This window comes from Burkholderia arboris (assembly GCF_902499125.1).
Taxonomy (GTDB): Bacteria; Pseudomonadota; Gammaproteobacteria; order Burkholderiales; family Burkholderiaceae; genus Burkholderia; species Burkholderia arboris.
In genome coordinates this window covers 181,135-196,641 of sequence record NZ_CABVPX010000009.1, presented here as the reverse complement: position 1 = coordinate 196,641, position 15,507 = coordinate 181,135, and the positions used below count along the sequence as shown (strand labels likewise).

13 protein-coding genes are annotated in these 15,507 nt (G+C 64.4%); 1 reads left to right on the top strand and 12 read right to left on the bottom strand.

All coding sequences use genetic code 11. The features are described 5' to 3' along the window. From wecB to BLA15945_RS13745, 12 genes are all read right to left on the bottom strand, one after another. Positions 1–1,179, bottom strand: coding sequence for a non-hydrolyzing UDP-N-acetylglucosamine 2-epimerase (gene wecB / locus BLA15945_RS13800; protein WP_174992640.1), 1,179 nt, complete (start codon positions 1,177–1,179; stop codon positions 1–3). A gap of 19 nt (positions 1,180–1,198) precedes the next feature. Next, positions 1,199–3,448 carry a polysaccharide biosynthesis tyrosine autokinase gene (locus BLA15945_RS13795; RefSeq protein WP_174992639.1) on the bottom strand — a complete coding sequence of 750 codons (2,250 nt, stop codon included), beginning with the start codon at positions 3,446–3,448 and terminating at the stop codon, positions 1,199–1,201. A gap of 7 nt (positions 3,449–3,455) precedes the next feature. After that, the gene (locus tag BLA15945_RS13790) at positions 3,456–3,944 is read right to left on the bottom strand and encodes a low molecular weight protein-tyrosine-phosphatase (RefSeq protein WP_320205721.1); all 489 of its coding nucleotides are present in this window, start codon (positions 3,942–3,944) and stop codon (positions 3,456–3,458) included. After that, positions 3,944–5,173: a polysaccharide biosynthesis/export family protein gene (locus BLA15945_RS13785; RefSeq protein WP_233464215.1), complete on the bottom strand. Its 1,230-nt coding sequence runs from the start codon at positions 5,171–5,173 to the stop codon at positions 3,944–3,946. Before BLA15945_RS13785 ends, BLA15945_RS13790 begins: the two co-directional genes overlap by 1 nt. Before the next feature lie 35 nt (positions 5,174–5,208). After that, positions 5,209–6,615: an undecaprenyl-phosphate glucose phosphotransferase gene (locus tag BLA15945_RS13780; protein ID WP_174992637.1), complete on the bottom strand. Its 1,407-nt coding sequence runs from the start codon at positions 6,613–6,615 to the stop codon at positions 5,209–5,211. Positions 6,616–7,652: 1,037 nt separating this feature from the next. Beyond that, entirely contained in the window at positions 7,653–8,312 is a 660-nt protein-coding gene (locus BLA15945_RS13775) for a hypothetical protein (protein WP_407045102.1), read from the bottom strand. 2 nt (positions 8,313–8,314) lie between these two features. Beyond that, positions 8,315–8,857: a hypothetical protein gene (locus tag BLA15945_RS13770; RefSeq protein WP_174992636.1), complete on the bottom strand. Its 543-nt coding sequence runs from the start codon at positions 8,855–8,857 to the stop codon at positions 8,315–8,317. Positions 8,858–8,865: 8 nt separating this feature from the next. Beyond that, positions 8,866–9,912, bottom strand: coding sequence for a hypothetical protein (locus tag BLA15945_RS13765; protein WP_174992635.1), 1,047 nt, complete (start codon positions 9,910–9,912; stop codon positions 8,866–8,868). A gap of 55 nt (positions 9,913–9,967) precedes the next feature. Beyond that, complete coding sequence (locus BLA15945_RS13760; protein ID WP_059237854.1) at positions 9,968–10,426, bottom strand: hypothetical protein; 459 nt, start codon at positions 10,424–10,426, stop codon at positions 9,968–9,970. 17 nt (positions 10,427–10,443) lie between these two features. Further along, positions 10,444–11,130: a hypothetical protein gene (locus tag BLA15945_RS13755; RefSeq protein ID WP_059237855.1), complete on the bottom strand. Its 687-nt coding sequence runs from the start codon at positions 11,128–11,130 to the stop codon at positions 10,444–10,446. A 32-nt stretch (positions 11,131–11,162) separates the two neighbouring features. Then, positions 11,163–13,424: a TcfC E-set like domain-containing protein gene (locus BLA15945_RS13750; protein WP_174992634.1), complete on the bottom strand. Its 2,262-nt coding sequence runs from the start codon at positions 13,422–13,424 to the stop codon at positions 11,163–11,165. A gap of 101 nt (positions 13,425–13,525) precedes the next feature. After that, positions 13,526–14,056 carry a CS1 type fimbrial major subunit gene (locus tag BLA15945_RS13745; RefSeq protein ID WP_059237857.1) on the bottom strand — a complete coding sequence of 177 codons (531 nt, stop codon included), beginning with the start codon at positions 14,054–14,056 and terminating at the stop codon, positions 13,526–13,528. 683 nt (positions 14,057–14,739) lie between these two features. Here BLA15945_RS13745 and BLA15945_RS13740 point away from each other — a divergent pair. Beyond that, entirely contained in the window at positions 14,740–15,402 is a 663-nt protein-coding gene (locus BLA15945_RS13740; RefSeq protein WP_233464213.1) for a fimbrial protein, read from the top strand. The last annotated feature ends 105 nt before the right edge of the window (positions 15,403–15,507 follow it).

Here is a 15,507-nt window from a genome sequence, read left to right as displayed (position 1 = left end):
TCAGCAGAGCGAGCCGGCCGGGAATGCCGGCCCCTGCGTCAGGACCGGCGGCGAGACCAGCAGATCCGCGATCCGCTCGCTCGCACGGCCGTCGCCATACGGGTTGTGCGCGCGGCTCATCGCGCGATAGGCGCGGCCGTCTTCCCACAGCTCGACCACCGCGCCGACCAGCTGGTCGACCCCGGTGCCGACCAGCCGCACCGTGCCGGCCGCGACGGCTTCCGGCCGCTCGGTGGTGTCGCGCATCACCAGCACCGGCTTGCCGAGCGACGGCGCCTCTTCCTGGATTCCGCCGGAGTCGGTCAGGATCAGCCATGCGCGGCTCATCAGATAGACGAACGGCAAATACGCCTGCGGCTCGATCAGCACGACGTTGCCGATATCGCCGAGCAGCCGCAGGACGGGTTCGCGCACGTTCGGATTCAGGTGCATCGGGTAGACGATGCGGCACTCCGGATAGCGCTTCGCGATGGTCGCGATCGCTTCGCACATCTGCTCGAACCCGCGTCCGAAGTTCTCGCGGCGGTGGCCGGTCACGAGGATCATGCGCCGCTCGTCGTCGACGAACGGGAACCGCTCGTGCATTTGCCGCACCAGTGCCCGGTCGTGCTCGAGGCGCCCGGTGATCGTCAGCAATGCGTCGATCACGGTGTTGCCGGTCACATGCACGCGATCGGCTTCGACGCCTTCGGCCAGCAGGTTCGCCCGTGAGGTTTCGGTGGGCGCGAAGTGATGCAGCGCGAGCGCACCCGTCACCTTCCGGTTCGCCTCTTCCGGCCACGGCGAGTACAGGTCGCCGGTGCGCAGCCCGGCTTCCACGTGACCGACCGGAATGCGCCGGTAGTACGCCGCGAGCGTCGCGCCGAGCGTCGTGGTCGTATCGCCGTGCACAAGCACGAGATCGGGACGGAACGATGCCAGCACCGGGTCGAGCGCATTGAGAATGTGCCCGGTCAGGCTGCCGAGCGTCTGCCCGGCGCGCATCAGGTCGAGATCGAAATCCGGCACGATGCCGAACAGGTCGAGCACCTGATCGAGCATCTGGCGATGCTGGGCCGTCACGCAGACACCGCATCGCACGCCTTCGCGGGCACGCAGCGCGTGGACGAGCGGCGCCATCTTGATGGCTTCCGGGCGCGTGCCGAACGTAACGAGAATGTTTTCGTGGCGATGAGTCATCGGATTCTCCATCGGCGGATCACGCGCGATCCGCAGCGGTTTGCACATCGGCGCCGTCATACGCATACGCGCCGTAGTTGCCGTACCGAGCGGAGCGCAGCCCCGGCCGGAAGCCGTTGAACACGACCGCCGTCGGTCGCACGCCGACGCGTTCGATCCGCTTCACCGATTCCAGCAGCTCGCCCGAGGTCGTCACGCCGGCGCGCGCCGCGAGCAGGATCGTGTCCGCGTGCGCGGCCAGCACGACCGCGTCCGTCACCGGCAACAGCGGCGGCGCGTCGACCAGCACGACGTCGTAATCGCGCGCAGCTTGCGTCAGCAGCGCCGGCAGACGATCCGACGACAGCAGCTCGACAGGCCGGTCGGTGCGCGGCCCGGACGGCAGCAGGTCGACGTTCGGCGCGACGTCGCGCACGATGGCGTCGGCGGCGCTCACGCCGCCGCGAAGGACGCTCGACAGGCCGATACGCGGCTGCATGCCGAAGCGCGTCGCCAGTTCGCCGCGACGCAGGTCGCCGTCGATCAGCAGCACGCGCTTGCCCGACCGTCCGAGCAGCGCGGCCGTGTTGGCCGACACGAACGATTTCCCGACTCCCGCGGAAGGTCCGGTGATCAGCACGCGGTTGCCCTCGGGCCGGTCCAGCAACTGGAACCGCAGTGCCGTGCACAGGCTCTGCAGCGCCTCGACAGCGGGCTCCCCCGGTCGCGCCAGCGCCAGAACCGTTGCTCCGCCTGCCGCAGCGCAGCGCTGCGCGACCCGGCGTTGAGCAGCACTGTGTGGAATCGTCGCCATCACGTTCAGGTTCGTCTCTCGCTCGATCTCCGCCGGATCGGTCACGCCGCCGAACAACACCGCGCGGCCGATGACGGCGCACGTGCCGAGCACGAGCCCCACCAGCGCGGCAATCGCGGCGACCAGCACCGGCTTCGGACGCACGGGCTCGTCCGGCACGATCGCCCGGTCGATCACGCGCACGTTGCCGATCTTGCTCGCGGTCGCCACGCGAAGCTGCTGGATGCTGTTCAGCAAGCCGACATAGATCTCCGTTTGCACGGTCGCGTCGCGGCGCAGGCGCACGACGTTCTGCTGCGCGTCCGGCAAGCGCCGGATCGTGTCGTTGATCGTCCCGATCTGCGCCTTGGCGGCGGCAATCTGCCGGTCGACCGCCGCGAGCTCCGGGTGCGCCGGCGTCAGCGTTGACGCCAGCGCCAGCCGCTTCTGTTCGAGCTCGAACAGCGACGTCTGCGCGGCGGTCGATTGCGTCAGCATCGCCTTTGCCTGTTCGGTCAGGTCCACGATTTCATGGCGGGCCTGGTATGCATTGAGGCGATCTTCGGCCGCGCGCAACTGCCGCTCCACGGTCGGGATCTGGTCGCTCAGGAACGCCAGCGACTTCTCGGCGGTAGCCGCCTTGCGGTTCGCGTTCTGCCGCACGTAGTTGTCGGCGATCGCATTCAGCACGGTGGCCGCGCGCACCGGATCATGGCTTTCGTACGACACGCCGATCACGCCGGACTGATCCTTGCCGCGGTTCGCTATCGTCAGTTGCTTCTGCAGTTCGGCGAGCACGACCTGCTTCGAATCGGCCTTCACGACGAACTGCGCGCCCGCCGCGGCTTCGATGCCGGCCACCTGCAGCGTCACGTCGCCGGCGCCCGTCTTCACGCGCAGCAGTTCGCCGGTCGCGCCTTCCACATCGCGATCGAGATCGCCGCCGGACAGGCGATAGCGCCCGTGGCCCAGCGTCGTGACGATGAATGCGTGCTCCACGAAGTCGCGCGGCACGTCGAAAGTCGGAACATCGATGCGCTCGCTGCCCCAGACGAATCCGCCGATCCCGAACAGGCCGGGTGCCGACTGCCCGCGATTGAAGCGCGCGACGATGGAGCCGATCACGGGCACACGGCGCGGACGCGCTTCGATGTGCAGATGCTGGCCGTCGACGACCGGTTCGGTCACGAGCCGCGAGCGGATGATTTCCATCTCGCCGTCGTCGGTCGACTTCACGTTGAACAACGCGCCGAGGCCGCCGACGAGCCCGCCTTCCGCCGTGCTGCGCAGGTCCGAGCTGCCGCTTTCCACCTGCACGACGATGTCTGCCTTGTAGACCGGCTTCGCGACGAACGCACAACCGGCGCCGAGCGCCGCACACGTCACCGTGACCGCGACGATGCGGCCCGCGTGCCGGATCAGCACGTCGAGGAGGCCGCGGACGTCGAGTTCATCGGCGTCGCGTAAATGAGGTTGGCGTAGGTTCGATGCATTCATTTGAGGTTCACTGCGATTGTTCCGGCGCATCCACGCCGGTATCCGGACACTGCGGCCGGTTCGGTTCCAACGTCGCGATCCGCGCAGCCCAATCGGCAACGCCGTGCTCGATCAGCTTCGTCGCATAGTCGTAGACGTAGCGGCTACGGCGATACGGATCCGGAACGTCGGTCTGGTAGCGCTCGGTAAGGCGATACACACGGCCGCGCGTCACCGGGTACGTCCGCTCGATCAGTCGGCGATGCGCGCTCTCCATGACCAGGATCAGGTCTGCCCACTGGCAGGTCCGGTCACCGATGCGCCGGGCCCGATGCGCGGAAAGGTCGAAACCGCGCGCGGTCAGCAACTCGTTCATCACGGGGTCGACCACCGTCCCGTCGATCGCCGCGACGCCGGCCGACTGCACCGTGCGCCCGAGCAGCGCATGCGACAACAACGCCTGTGCGGCCGGGCTGCGGCATACGTTGCCGGTGCACACCACCAGGATCCGCTGCATCATTTCGTGACGATCGCGGCAGTCAGGCCCGCGTTGATGGCCGGCAGCAGCTGCGCGAGCACGCGGCCAAAGCGCGCCAGCTTCGTGCTGTCGACGTACACGACGTCGCGCGGCTGCAGCTCGAACTCATCGGCGAGCACCATCGACACCGGCGAGCTGCCATCCAGATGAAACACCTGCGCCCGACGATCCGCGCCGGCGCGAATCACGTAGGTTTGCTTCGGGTCGGCCGTTCCCTGGTTCACGCTGCCGGCCTGAGACAGCGCGTCGGCCAGCGTAAGCCGGCCGTTGCGCAGCGGCAGTGCCGTCATCGGCTTGTTGACCTCGCCCATCACGTACACGCCGAACTGGTCGCGCGCGCCGACCTGCAGCAGGTCGCCGTTGCGCAGCACGATGCGCGACGGATCGAAGCGCTCGCGAATCAGCGCCGGCAGATCGACCGGATAGGCGGTACCGGCACGCACGAGCGTCATCCGGCTCTGGTCGGCATCGGCCGTGAAGCCCCCCGCGCGCCCAACGGCCTCGAGCAGCGTCATCGGCACGTCGTTGAGCGGTTGCGCGCCCGGCGCACGGACCTCGCCGTCGACATAGACGCGATTCCCGCGATACGACGCGACCCTTACCGTCACCTGCGGCGCGACGAACCACTTCGAGAGCCGCGCACGCAGCGCCGCCTGAATCCCGCTCGTACGCATACCGGCAACGTGCAGTTCACCCACGTACGGAAACGACACGCTTCCGGCCTGATCGACGACGAAGCCCGCCGGCGGATCGGCGGGGCGTACCTGCTGATTGCCCGGATTGCCCTGTGCCGCGGCCAGCTCGGGGTGATCCCACACGGTGATCTGCAGCACATCGCCCGCGTCGACCACGTAGGGCGCCGGCTTGGCGAAGAGCGCCGCGCGCGTGCGTTCGCCCTGTGTGCGTGCGTCGCGCCGCTGGGCTGCGATCAGCGCGCCGTCGATCGGCCCGATCGGCACCGGCGCCGCTTCGCGCGGCGCAGGCTCACGTTGCGACTGATCGAGCAGGGCCGCATCGATGCGATGCATCGACACCGTCACGCCACCGTCATGCGTCCGCGTGAGACCGGCATCCTGCTGCGTATCGTTCGCGAGGTTCATGTGCATGCCTGGCTCGACCGCGCAAGCGGACAGCAGCATGACGGGCAAACCCGTCAGCACCGATCGCAGACGTTGCGCCGATGAGCGCGACCATTTTCCAGTTTCCATTTCCGTTATCCAGACCGCCTGCGGCGACGCGTCGTTCAATAGGCATTGCGATGCGTGAATCCGCGCAGAACGGTGGCCGCCACAATCCGCACGTCCAGCGCAAACGACCAGTTGTTCAGGTAATAAAGATCGTGTTCGACCCGCTTCTGCATCTTCTCGATGCGATCCGTTTCGCCTCGATACCCGTTGACCTGGGCCCAGCCCGTGATGCCCGGCTTGATCCGGTAGCGCTGGATGTAGCCGTCGACGAGAGGCTGGTAGAAGCGGTCATGCTCCACCGCATGCGGGCGCGGCCCGACCACCGACATGTCGCCCTTCAGCACGTTGAAGAACTGCGGCAGTTCGTCGAGGCTCGTGCGCCGCAACAGCGCGCCGATTCGCGTGACGCGCGGGTCGCCTTGCGTCGCCTGCCTGACCTCGCCCTGTTCGCCCGCATCGTGCCGGTGCATCGTCCGGAATTTGTAGATCGTGAAGATGCGCCCGTAGGCGCCTCGGCGCTGCTGCCGGAACAGCACCGGCCCCGGCGACGACCCCTTCACCGCGATCGCGATGAGGGCCATCAACGGTGCGATCACGACCAGCGCCAGGCCGGCGAATGCACGATCGAACATCGCCTTGCCTGCCAGCGCCCGCGCCGATAGCGGCGACGCGACGAGATCGAGCGCATGACCGCGATTCGCCCGATGCGGATGAAGCGGCGTCATGCCGGTCAGGTCCGGCATGAAGCGGATGTCCACCAGATCCTCTGCGAACGCACGAACGATCTCGCCGACGCGATCGGCCGCCGACAGCGGCAGCACGATCCAGACTTCCCCGATGTGGGCGCGGCGCACGCTATCGACAAACGCGGCCAGATCGCGATGGACTTCCGGTTCATCCGGGCCGACCGGCGACGAACCGGACATATCGAAGATCGCGGCCACCTGGAACGGACTGCCCGCTTCCCGTGCGTCGGGACGGGTGACCGCCCGACAGCGTTCGCGATATCCGGCGAGCGCAATCGGCTTGCGCCGGAGATGCCGAGCCGCCGCGCGAACGCCCAGCCATCGCCTCAATGCCTGCGACGCGGCGAGCGCAACCGCCGACAGCGCAAACCAGCCGATCACCCACCCGAGCGCCACCTCGGACTGCTCGTCGAGCGTGGTGACGCAAACCGCACCGACACACAACGCGACGGCCAGGCCGGCCGGGGCCAGCCATACGCGGTGCCGCGGTGCGCCGCGTCCTGGATCGCCGTACAGACCGAGCAGCGAGAACAAGGCCAGCGCACAAACGATCGAGATGGCGATCTGCACGGAGTCGGCTCGCGCGTACGACGAGCCGCCGAACCAGCTTCTCGCCGCCCATGCGGTAGCGACAAGCAGGCCGGCGTCCACCAGCCCGAACCGGTAAACCTTCCTGCGCGCGACGGAGACGTATCTGGCGTGGTTCAACGAAGACATAACCCTGATCGATCACCCGTCACAATCGAGCGACGACAGGACAGCAACGTGCCTACACGCCGCACACGTCATGCCGGAACGAATCGATGATCGGGTGTAGAGCGATTCCTGAAAATTATTTAGCGATACGAATCTTTTTTCATGGATGCTGGCTAACCGCCAAACTTCATGAACCGTCAAATTTCAAACTCCGGTGACAGGATCGGCACACCTCGGATGGACTGCCGCCTGCGGCTTGCCGGCGAGCTCAATGCTGACCGAGACGAAGCAAACCCGAATATTGCCAGCACGATCTTCCGGTTTAAATCGGTCACGTCCCAAAAGGTCATAAATAAGGACGAGTCTTGTCCGATTTTTCGATGAAGTGCATTTACGTACCTGACGGATTGATGGTGGTCAATGATCGACCGAGCCCTGCAATGTGTGTCCGCCCGCCTTCGCGCAACGACCTGCGGATGAACATCGCCGCGACGCACCGCTCATCCGCTGCCGTGCCTGCCGGCACGCCCGGTTCGGGAACACGGGTTGCACGTTCGTTTTCCGGCCGAAATGGCAACATCTGCAGCGCCCACCGAAATTGCGCGTGCCGAGGCGATCACGCATTCGCGCGAGTACTTGCCCGATTTCGAAGCGTGCGGCCCTTTCGCGATATCCCAGAGATCGTCAACGGGTCGGTGCGGATGCATAGGATCGACCCATGCTCTTTGATCCGGGACGGGATAGACATCTCGACCGCCGCATTCGGGCACCGATGATCTCGATCGCGGCTTTGCGTTGCGCGACGGCAATCCGGATCCGGATACGTTGCTCAACGGCATGCTCGACGCGATCCACCCGCGTACGAGGCTAGAGAGCGCACCGACCGTTCTGGTTTGCGACGGAAACGATGCAAGAAATGACCGACACGGTGCCGCGCGGGGAATTCGAGCCGGGGTCGAAGGTGCTGTATGCGCAGTCGGGCGGGGTGCCGGCTTCGAGCGCGTATGCGGAGATCTTCAGGAACGGCTAACGGCGGCCAGCATCACACCGGCGCGCCGTCAACGCGCATCGCCGCCGCGGCACGCCGGCTGCCCTGGAATCTCCACGACGCGCCCTTGCAGCATCCTGGGCACGCCCGGGTAGACATTGAAGCGCTCGACCGCGCGCCCGTCGACCCGGGCGCCTTTCACCTCGTAGCGCACGTTTCCCGCGGCCGTCAGGCGGGCGCCGGATGCGTCGCACGCGACGGACAATTTTTCTTCCGGGCGAGCGGGCAACTGACGGACCAGCGCGCTGAACCCCAGATTGACGACGACGTTGCCGACAGCCTTCTGCTGCTCCGTGCCCAACACCTTGATTTCCGGCCTGACGTCCAGCCGGTAGACCGTCTCCGCATCGACCGGACTCAACGGCTTCAGCACGATGGTCTTGGTCTGCCCGGGCCCGAGGCTCAACCTGAACGGCGACGCGTAGAGCGTCGGCCTGGCCGCGTTGCCTACCGGCTCGAGTTTTTCCTCGTCCAGCGGCACGCCCGGATTGAGCAGGCGCGACAGTGAAATGGTCACGTACTCGGCGCGGCCGCCGTTGTTCATGACCTGCACCGTGGCTGTGTCCGAGCCGATCGACAACTCTTTCGGCAACACATCGATTGTGGCCCCGGCGTGATCGGGGCCAAATGTGGCGATCATCGTCACGAGCAGGAAAAGAAAAGGGCGCATTTTCACGGCTTCGCCACGAGCGGTTCGAAGACCAGCGACAAGGTGCCCGTATACGTCCCCGCCGTGCTCTTGAAATCGCCCACCGGCGGATAGGCGGAAACAGCGAGGTTGTAATAGCCCTCGGAGTCGACGTTAGGCAACGGCGCCGCCGGGTTCTGGAAATCGACGCCGTGCCCGACGACGAGCGGCTTGCGCTCGGCGCCTTCGGCGCCGAGACTGACCGCCGGCGACCGGAAGACCACGGCTGGCTTCGCCTGGGTCCTGATGTCCAGCGGTTCGTCCATCCGGACCCGGAACCGTCCCGTCGTCGATACGACACGCAGCCGCGCCTGCACTTCGTAGGCCGTATCCCAGCCGCCGAGTTGCTGCATCGTCAGACCGCTGCCGAACCAGCCGCCCTTGTCGTCGGTCACGATCAGGTTGTCCGCGCGCACCACGCGAGCCGTGACCTTGCTCACGGTCTTGCCCTTGATCTCCTGCGCCGCCGCGCACATCGGCAGGCAAGCCGACGCCGCAAGCAGGCAACCCCAGATGTGCTGCTTCATTCAGACTCCTAGGTTTTGGTCATGACCGTGAACGACAGCACATCGCTGTAGTCGCCGGGCTCGGTGGACATGTCCACCGACGTCTTGAACGTCGGAATGAAACAGGTGCGCATCGCCTTGTTCAGTCTCACGCCCGCACTGCCCGTGTTCGGCAACGGGAACCGTTCGGTGCCGCTGTCGAGCGTCAGGCTGTACGGAATGCTCTGGGCCGGCTGGCGAACGTTCCGAAGCAGATAGCGATTTCCGGCGACGCCGTTTGCGCTCGTCGCGTCGATGACGAAATTCCGGAAGCCGTCTTCGCCCATATAGGTAAAGCACAGCTGATCCGCGGGCTTGGCGAGCGTGACTTCATGTTCGCCCCGCTGCAGTTCGCCGAGGTTCCAGTCCGGAGCGGCCATGTCGACGGTGACGATGGGCGGCGGCTTGGGCGGCCGGATGCCAGGATCGATCTTGCGACACGCGCCGTCCCCCATGTCGCTGACATAAAGCGCCGCATAATCAAAGACATGGCCGCTCTTCGTGCGGTTGCCGGCGCCCACGCCGACTGCGGGCCAGTCCTTGATCTTCGCGTCGTTGATCAGAATCCGGACAGTGACGTCCCGGAAACCTCCGAAATCCCACCCAGGAACAGGACCGGCCACGGTGCTTCCGTCATAAACCCGAGCCGTGTCGACAGCTCCGGCACCCACGTGGTAAGTGCCATTCATCGTCACCAATGTGGCCGCCGCCGCCTGAGGGCCTGGATCCGGCTTCCCGGTGCTGTCGTACGTATATACCCGCACGAGCCTGGAGGTGAACCAGCTATCTGGCCGGAACGCTCCCGACGGGTCCTTGCCCAGTGCGTCTCTAATCGGCAGGTAAAAGACATTCAGATCGATCGTGCTGGTTCCGTCACCGTTGCTCCTCCATGTGCATTTGGTGAAGGAGCCCATGACGTTTCCATACTCGAGCGTCGCCGACGCACCACGCGAGAACAAGGCAAGTGCCAATGCCAATGCCAATGCACCGGATTGCCGCCACCTCGCCATTCCGATTAACCCAATCGCTCTTTTCATGTCGCTCCAGTCATGTTGCAGTCTCTCGTCACAACGAACCTGTTCGCATTCCTGCCTATTCCTTCCCGGTCGCGCGCTGGTAAATCACCACGCCGTACCCGATCTTGACGAACAGCGGCGCCGCCGCGCCCTTACGCTCGCCACCTTCGACGCGTACCCGCTCGTTCGGCCGAAACGTGACCCGCCATACCTGGGGCCGTGACGGCACACTCAGTTCTTTCAGCACCATCCTGTACCGCTGCCCCGGTGCGAGCGAGAGCCGGCCGGGCAGCACCAGCAAGCTCGGCCGTGCCACTTCGGCAATCGGCACCCGCCGCTCCGGCGCCTCTCCCGGATTGGTCAGCAGGTGCTGCTCGACATCCAGGTAGAGCGGCGTATCACCGACGTTCTCGACATACAGTTCGCCCGGTGGCCGGCCCGGCTCCAGCGTCAGTTCCACACGCGACAGCTTCAGCACGCCGGCGGCCACGCTGCTGCCCGCACACGCCAGCCCTGCCAGCATGCCCATCGCCATCCGGGCGCGGCGGGTCGTCACGGACACTGCAGTGTCCGAGGTTTGTCGTCGACCCGCAGCGTCATCCGCTTCGTGGCGAACCGCTGCGGCGTGCCCGGAAACACGGCGACGGTTTGCGCGGCAGGCGCCTTGTCGTATGTCAAGTCCGTGAAGACCTGTCGCACGTTGCCGGTGTTTTCGAGCGTCAGCCCGCCGCCGTCACACCGATGCGCCCATCCGCTGCGCTGCTTTCCCGGGGGCGGCATCAGCCGGACGAGCACGCCGTATCCGACGGAAACCGACATCGGCGCGGTGATCTTGTCTTGCGGCGCATCGTCCACCTTCAGCGATTTCACGGGCACGATGTACAGCCGGTACAGTTCCTCGTTCCCGGGCTCCGCAAGCGACTTCAGCGAGATCGAGCGATCCTGGTTCGGCCCGAGCGTCAGTTTGTCGGGGCTCGCGAGGATGCCCGGATGCGGCAGATCGCCGAGCGCTACCTTCGTTTCGGGCGTCATGCCCGGATTCGTGACCTTCTGCACGGAAACGGACAGATAAAGCGGCGCATCGCCGAGGTTGCGCACCGTCACTTTCTGCTCGTGCCCATCGAATACCTTGACGGTGGCCGGCATCACCATCAGTTCGCCTTCCGCGTGTGCCGAAAGCGCGGTTGCCAGCCAAAGACCGCCCGCTGCGATGCGTGCGATTCGCCATTTCCGATTCATGTGTCCATCCGTAAAGTTCATTGTCGAAGCCGTCATTCGCAACGGAAGTAGTTGCCGTCCGGCTGCTTCAGGTTGCAGGTGCGCCGCTGGCCGCCGGAATCGAGCGTGATCGTCGACAGCATCGCCTTGCTGACGATCGAGAACAGCCCGTTCGGGTGCACGGTGTCGCCCGTCTCGACGATCTTCCCGCTGACGGGCTGGCCAGCCGTATCCGTCAGGAAGCCGCTGTAGATCATGTTGATGTCGATCCGTGCCTTCGCGGAATACACCTGCCCGGGGTGCGCGCGAACGATGTTCGCGGGCACCTCGATGTTCATGTCGACGCCTTCGCTGTTGCTCAGCACGCGCGCGAACGGCACGTCGCGATACGCGTTCAACGGCACCGCATAGGTGCCGCCATCGCCGACGGGGCTGCCCTCGACGTTGAAACCGTACGACAGACCTTCGAGAGCGGGCGTCTTCAGCAGCATCGCGCTGCCGCTCTGGCTGTAACGCCCGAATGCGATGCCGTCACGGCCGGCCGCGATCATGCCTCGATAGTTGAAATCGACGTTGCTGCCCGCACTGCTGTGGCCGAGGTTCAGCGATGCGTCGCCGCGCGTGCCCGCGCGCGTGCCGTATACGTTGAGGCTGTATTCGTTGCCGATGCGCGCGCCGGTGAGCCCGGCCGTGGTCGACCCGAAGCTGTCTATGAACTCCTTGCGGACGTCGCCGCTCAACTGTGTCTTCCCGCCCGCATAGGTCGCGTTGACGGTGCCTTGCACACGATCGAGCATCATCGTCATGTTGAAGTACACGCCGTAGCCGTTGCTGCGGTTCGGCTGGAAGCCGCCCTTCTGCACGCCGAGCGCGAACGAGCCCCACAGGCCGTTCGGCCGGTAGTTCCAGCGCGCCTCGGCCTGCTGCGATTCGCCGGAATTCGACTTCTGGTAGTTGTAGCCGAACGTCACCCCGCGCACGTTGCGGCTATAGGACACGGCCGTGCTCGGCTGCCCCGCATAGAAACGCGACACGTTGGTATTCTGGTACCGGCTCACCGACAGGCTGCCGAGCGCTTCGCTCGCGGTCGAGATATTGATATACGCGCCGGTGCTGCGTTCGCCGCTCAGCACGCCGAGCGTCGGCGCGACGTCGACGCCGGCGATCTGCATCGGGCGCGTGACGTTCACTTCGGCCGCCCACTTGCCGCCGCGCCCGGCAATCGCCGACGCGTTCATGTAGAACAGCTTCAGGTTCCGGCTCATCGCGGCCTCGAGCAGATATCCGCCCTCGCTCATCTCCTTGCCGGCCGTCACATGCCACGAATTACCGTTGCTCGCGCCGAAATTGAGGTTGTTGATCTCGCGCGTCTCGCGATTGATCACGTTGCCGTTCCGGTCGACGAGGCGCACGTCGACCGGGTAATAGCCGCCCGGCAGGTCGGCGAAATTGATTTCGTTGCGGCCGAGCATGGCCGGACGCTTCAGGATCAGACGGCCGCCGCGATAGAATTCGTAGTTGCCTTCCGCCGTCGCGTACAGGATCAGCGATCCCGCGCGCGTGTCGGCTTGCAGGTGGGTCTGGCTGCCGAGCGTCACGAACTGGTCGAAGCTCGGCGTCAGCAGCGTGCTGACCGACCCGGCCGCGTAATCGATGCTGCTCTGCTTGCCCGCCCGCATGTAGGTGCTGGCGAAATTCTTCTGCAGGTAATACGACGACACGCCTTTCGTACTGCTGTTGTAACTGCGCGTCTCGGTGTGGCTGGCATACCAGCTGACATACCCGAAGCTCTGGAACGGCAGTCCGACCCAGGTATTGCCATTGACGTTGACCGTGCGGTACCCGTCGGACGCCGCGCGCAAATCGAGCGACTGGTTGTTGACGATGCCGACGCCCGTCTGCGGTGCGATGGTGTCCTCGCCCGCGTCGCGAATGGCGATCGAGCGTCTCAGCTTGTCGACGGTGACGTGATAGCCGGCGATGTCGAGATCGCAGCCGCGACTGCACTCCTTGTAGTCGAGCTGCGACACGACACGGCGAAGCGTGTCGATGTCGTCGCGCGAAATGCCGTTCGCTTCGTACTTTTCCTCGTCGAAGACAAGCGCAGCCGCTTCCGGCGAGTAGCCGATGAAACCCGGCAACGTCCGGCCGTTGAACGTCGCCACGTAATTCGCGGTATCGTCGAGCTCGGCCGCGCTGAATCCATCAGGCACGCCATACGATACTTTCAGTTCTGCATACGAGTGCGATGAAATGAAAAGACACGCGCCCAGCCACAGCTTGTTGACGCGAAACGGAGCTTGATAGGCGGACACGCTATTTTCTTCTGACGTGATTCTTGACGGGCGGGCACGGTGCGATGACCGTGCCGTGAAGGGGACAACGAGCCCCGCCGGAAGCGGGGCTCGTTCGTGGGTTACGGCGTGCCCGACGCAGCGGCAGGCTCGAACACCATCACGAGATCGCCGCTATAGCTGCCGTTGGTGCTGATCGAGCCGAGCTGGGCCGGTGCGTCGACGTCGATCTTCAGGTTGTGGATCTCGTCGAAGCCGCCGTTGCCGGGCGTCGTCTGCGTGATCTTCTGGACCGCGCCGAACTTGACCTCGGACGGGCCCGCGTTGGACGACAGCGTGACCTTCGCATTCTTCATTTCGTACGCGCCGCTCGACATCTTCAGCGGCTGCGCCAGCGAAATGTTGAAATCGGCGTTCTTCGTGAACACGCGCACCGGCAGCGTCTTCGTGAACTTCGACTGCGTGTAGTCGGTCGGTGCCAGCTCTTCGGTGTTGTACCAGGACGAGCCGTCCGGCTTCGACACGAAGATCGCGTCGTTGATCTGTGCGGTCAGCGTGATTTTCTTCGACACGGCTTCGGCCTGCGCCGTTTGCACGACGCCGAACACCGCGCCGCCAACGCCGAGCGCCAGAATGAGTTTGCTGAGTTTCATCGATTGGTCTCTATCAAGAATAGGCTTCGAACAAGCGACTCCCGGCGTTTTAAATTCACACCGGAAATCCGTACGTGGATAATTCAATTCCACGACACGAATATTGCCAGCCGACCCTACATGACGGTCAATAGAACTTGTTCGTCAATATTCGAAAATATCACTAGGACTTTTACGAAATCAGAATTTCCAAAAAATCCGTCAAAAGCACTGCATGCATGGCCGACCCTGTCCATGCGGTGCCGACGCCGATGCCGGCCCGGCCAGGCAAGACTCACCGGATAGTGGGTGCACAGCCTGATTTGTCTTATTCGACTTCCGGATTTTCACGACTCGCCTTCATATTTTTTTAATTTTACGAATCCGACCAGGGATATCGCACCCCTTAAATTTATCCTTTCGGACTATGCAGAATGACTGACTTACGATTCATCACCCCCTAGGGACCGGAGGCTGTCCGATTGTCTTCGGCACGGAGACCCGAATCAGCATAACCCGCTGATTTAAAAATGTTAAATCCATCGAACAATTTCACCTCGCAACCCCGCAAACCACACCATAAATTCCGATTTAGTACTTGTACTATTAAATCAACAATCAATCTCGTTCGAATCCCATTTCATCCACTGGTCGAACTCTCGACAATCGTTCCTGATTCGTACCTCGCCATTCCAAGACTTGCCATGCCCCAAATGTGCACTGTCAAAAAGCGGCTTTCGTGCGTTTCACAACATCAACCACCGTTTGAGATCAAGACTATGAAACTCGCAAGCACCAAACTCATTTCAACGCTGCTCGCCGTGGCTGGCCTTGGCCTGGCGTCGGCCGCCCATGCGGCGGACGGCACGATCACGTTCACCGGCAACGTCACCGCGGCAACCTGCAAGATCGACGGTACCGATGCCGGCAGCACGTCCAACAAGGCCGTCCAGATGCCGACGGTCAGCGCCGGCTCGCTGAACGCCGCCGGCTCGGTGGCCGGTCGCACGGCGTTCGGCTTCAAGCTGTCGGGCTGCGCGGTGGATGGTGAATCCAGCTCGGGCAATCCGACCAAGGTTCAGGTCTCGTTCGAAAACGCGACCAACGTGACGGCGGACGGCAAGCTGTCGCTCGACAAGGGCACGGCAGAGAATCCCGAGGCGCAAAACGTCGTTCTCCAGATCCTGAACGACGGCCAGAGCCCGATCGTGGTCGGCGCGAACGCGCCCGACCAGCAATCGCAAGTGGTCTCGATCGGCGCGGACGGCACCGCGCAGCTGAACTTCTTCGCCGAGTACCTGGCGACCGGCGTGGCAATCGGCGGCCCGGCAAATTCGAAGGTCCAGTACTCGCTGGTCTATCAGTAATCCTCCGCTCGACCAGGCCCCGCTTGCGCAGGAGGCCTTCCGGCGGCGTGCGGCGCACGCCGCCGCTTCGTCCCACCGATCGACGACAACGATCGGCAACCCTAT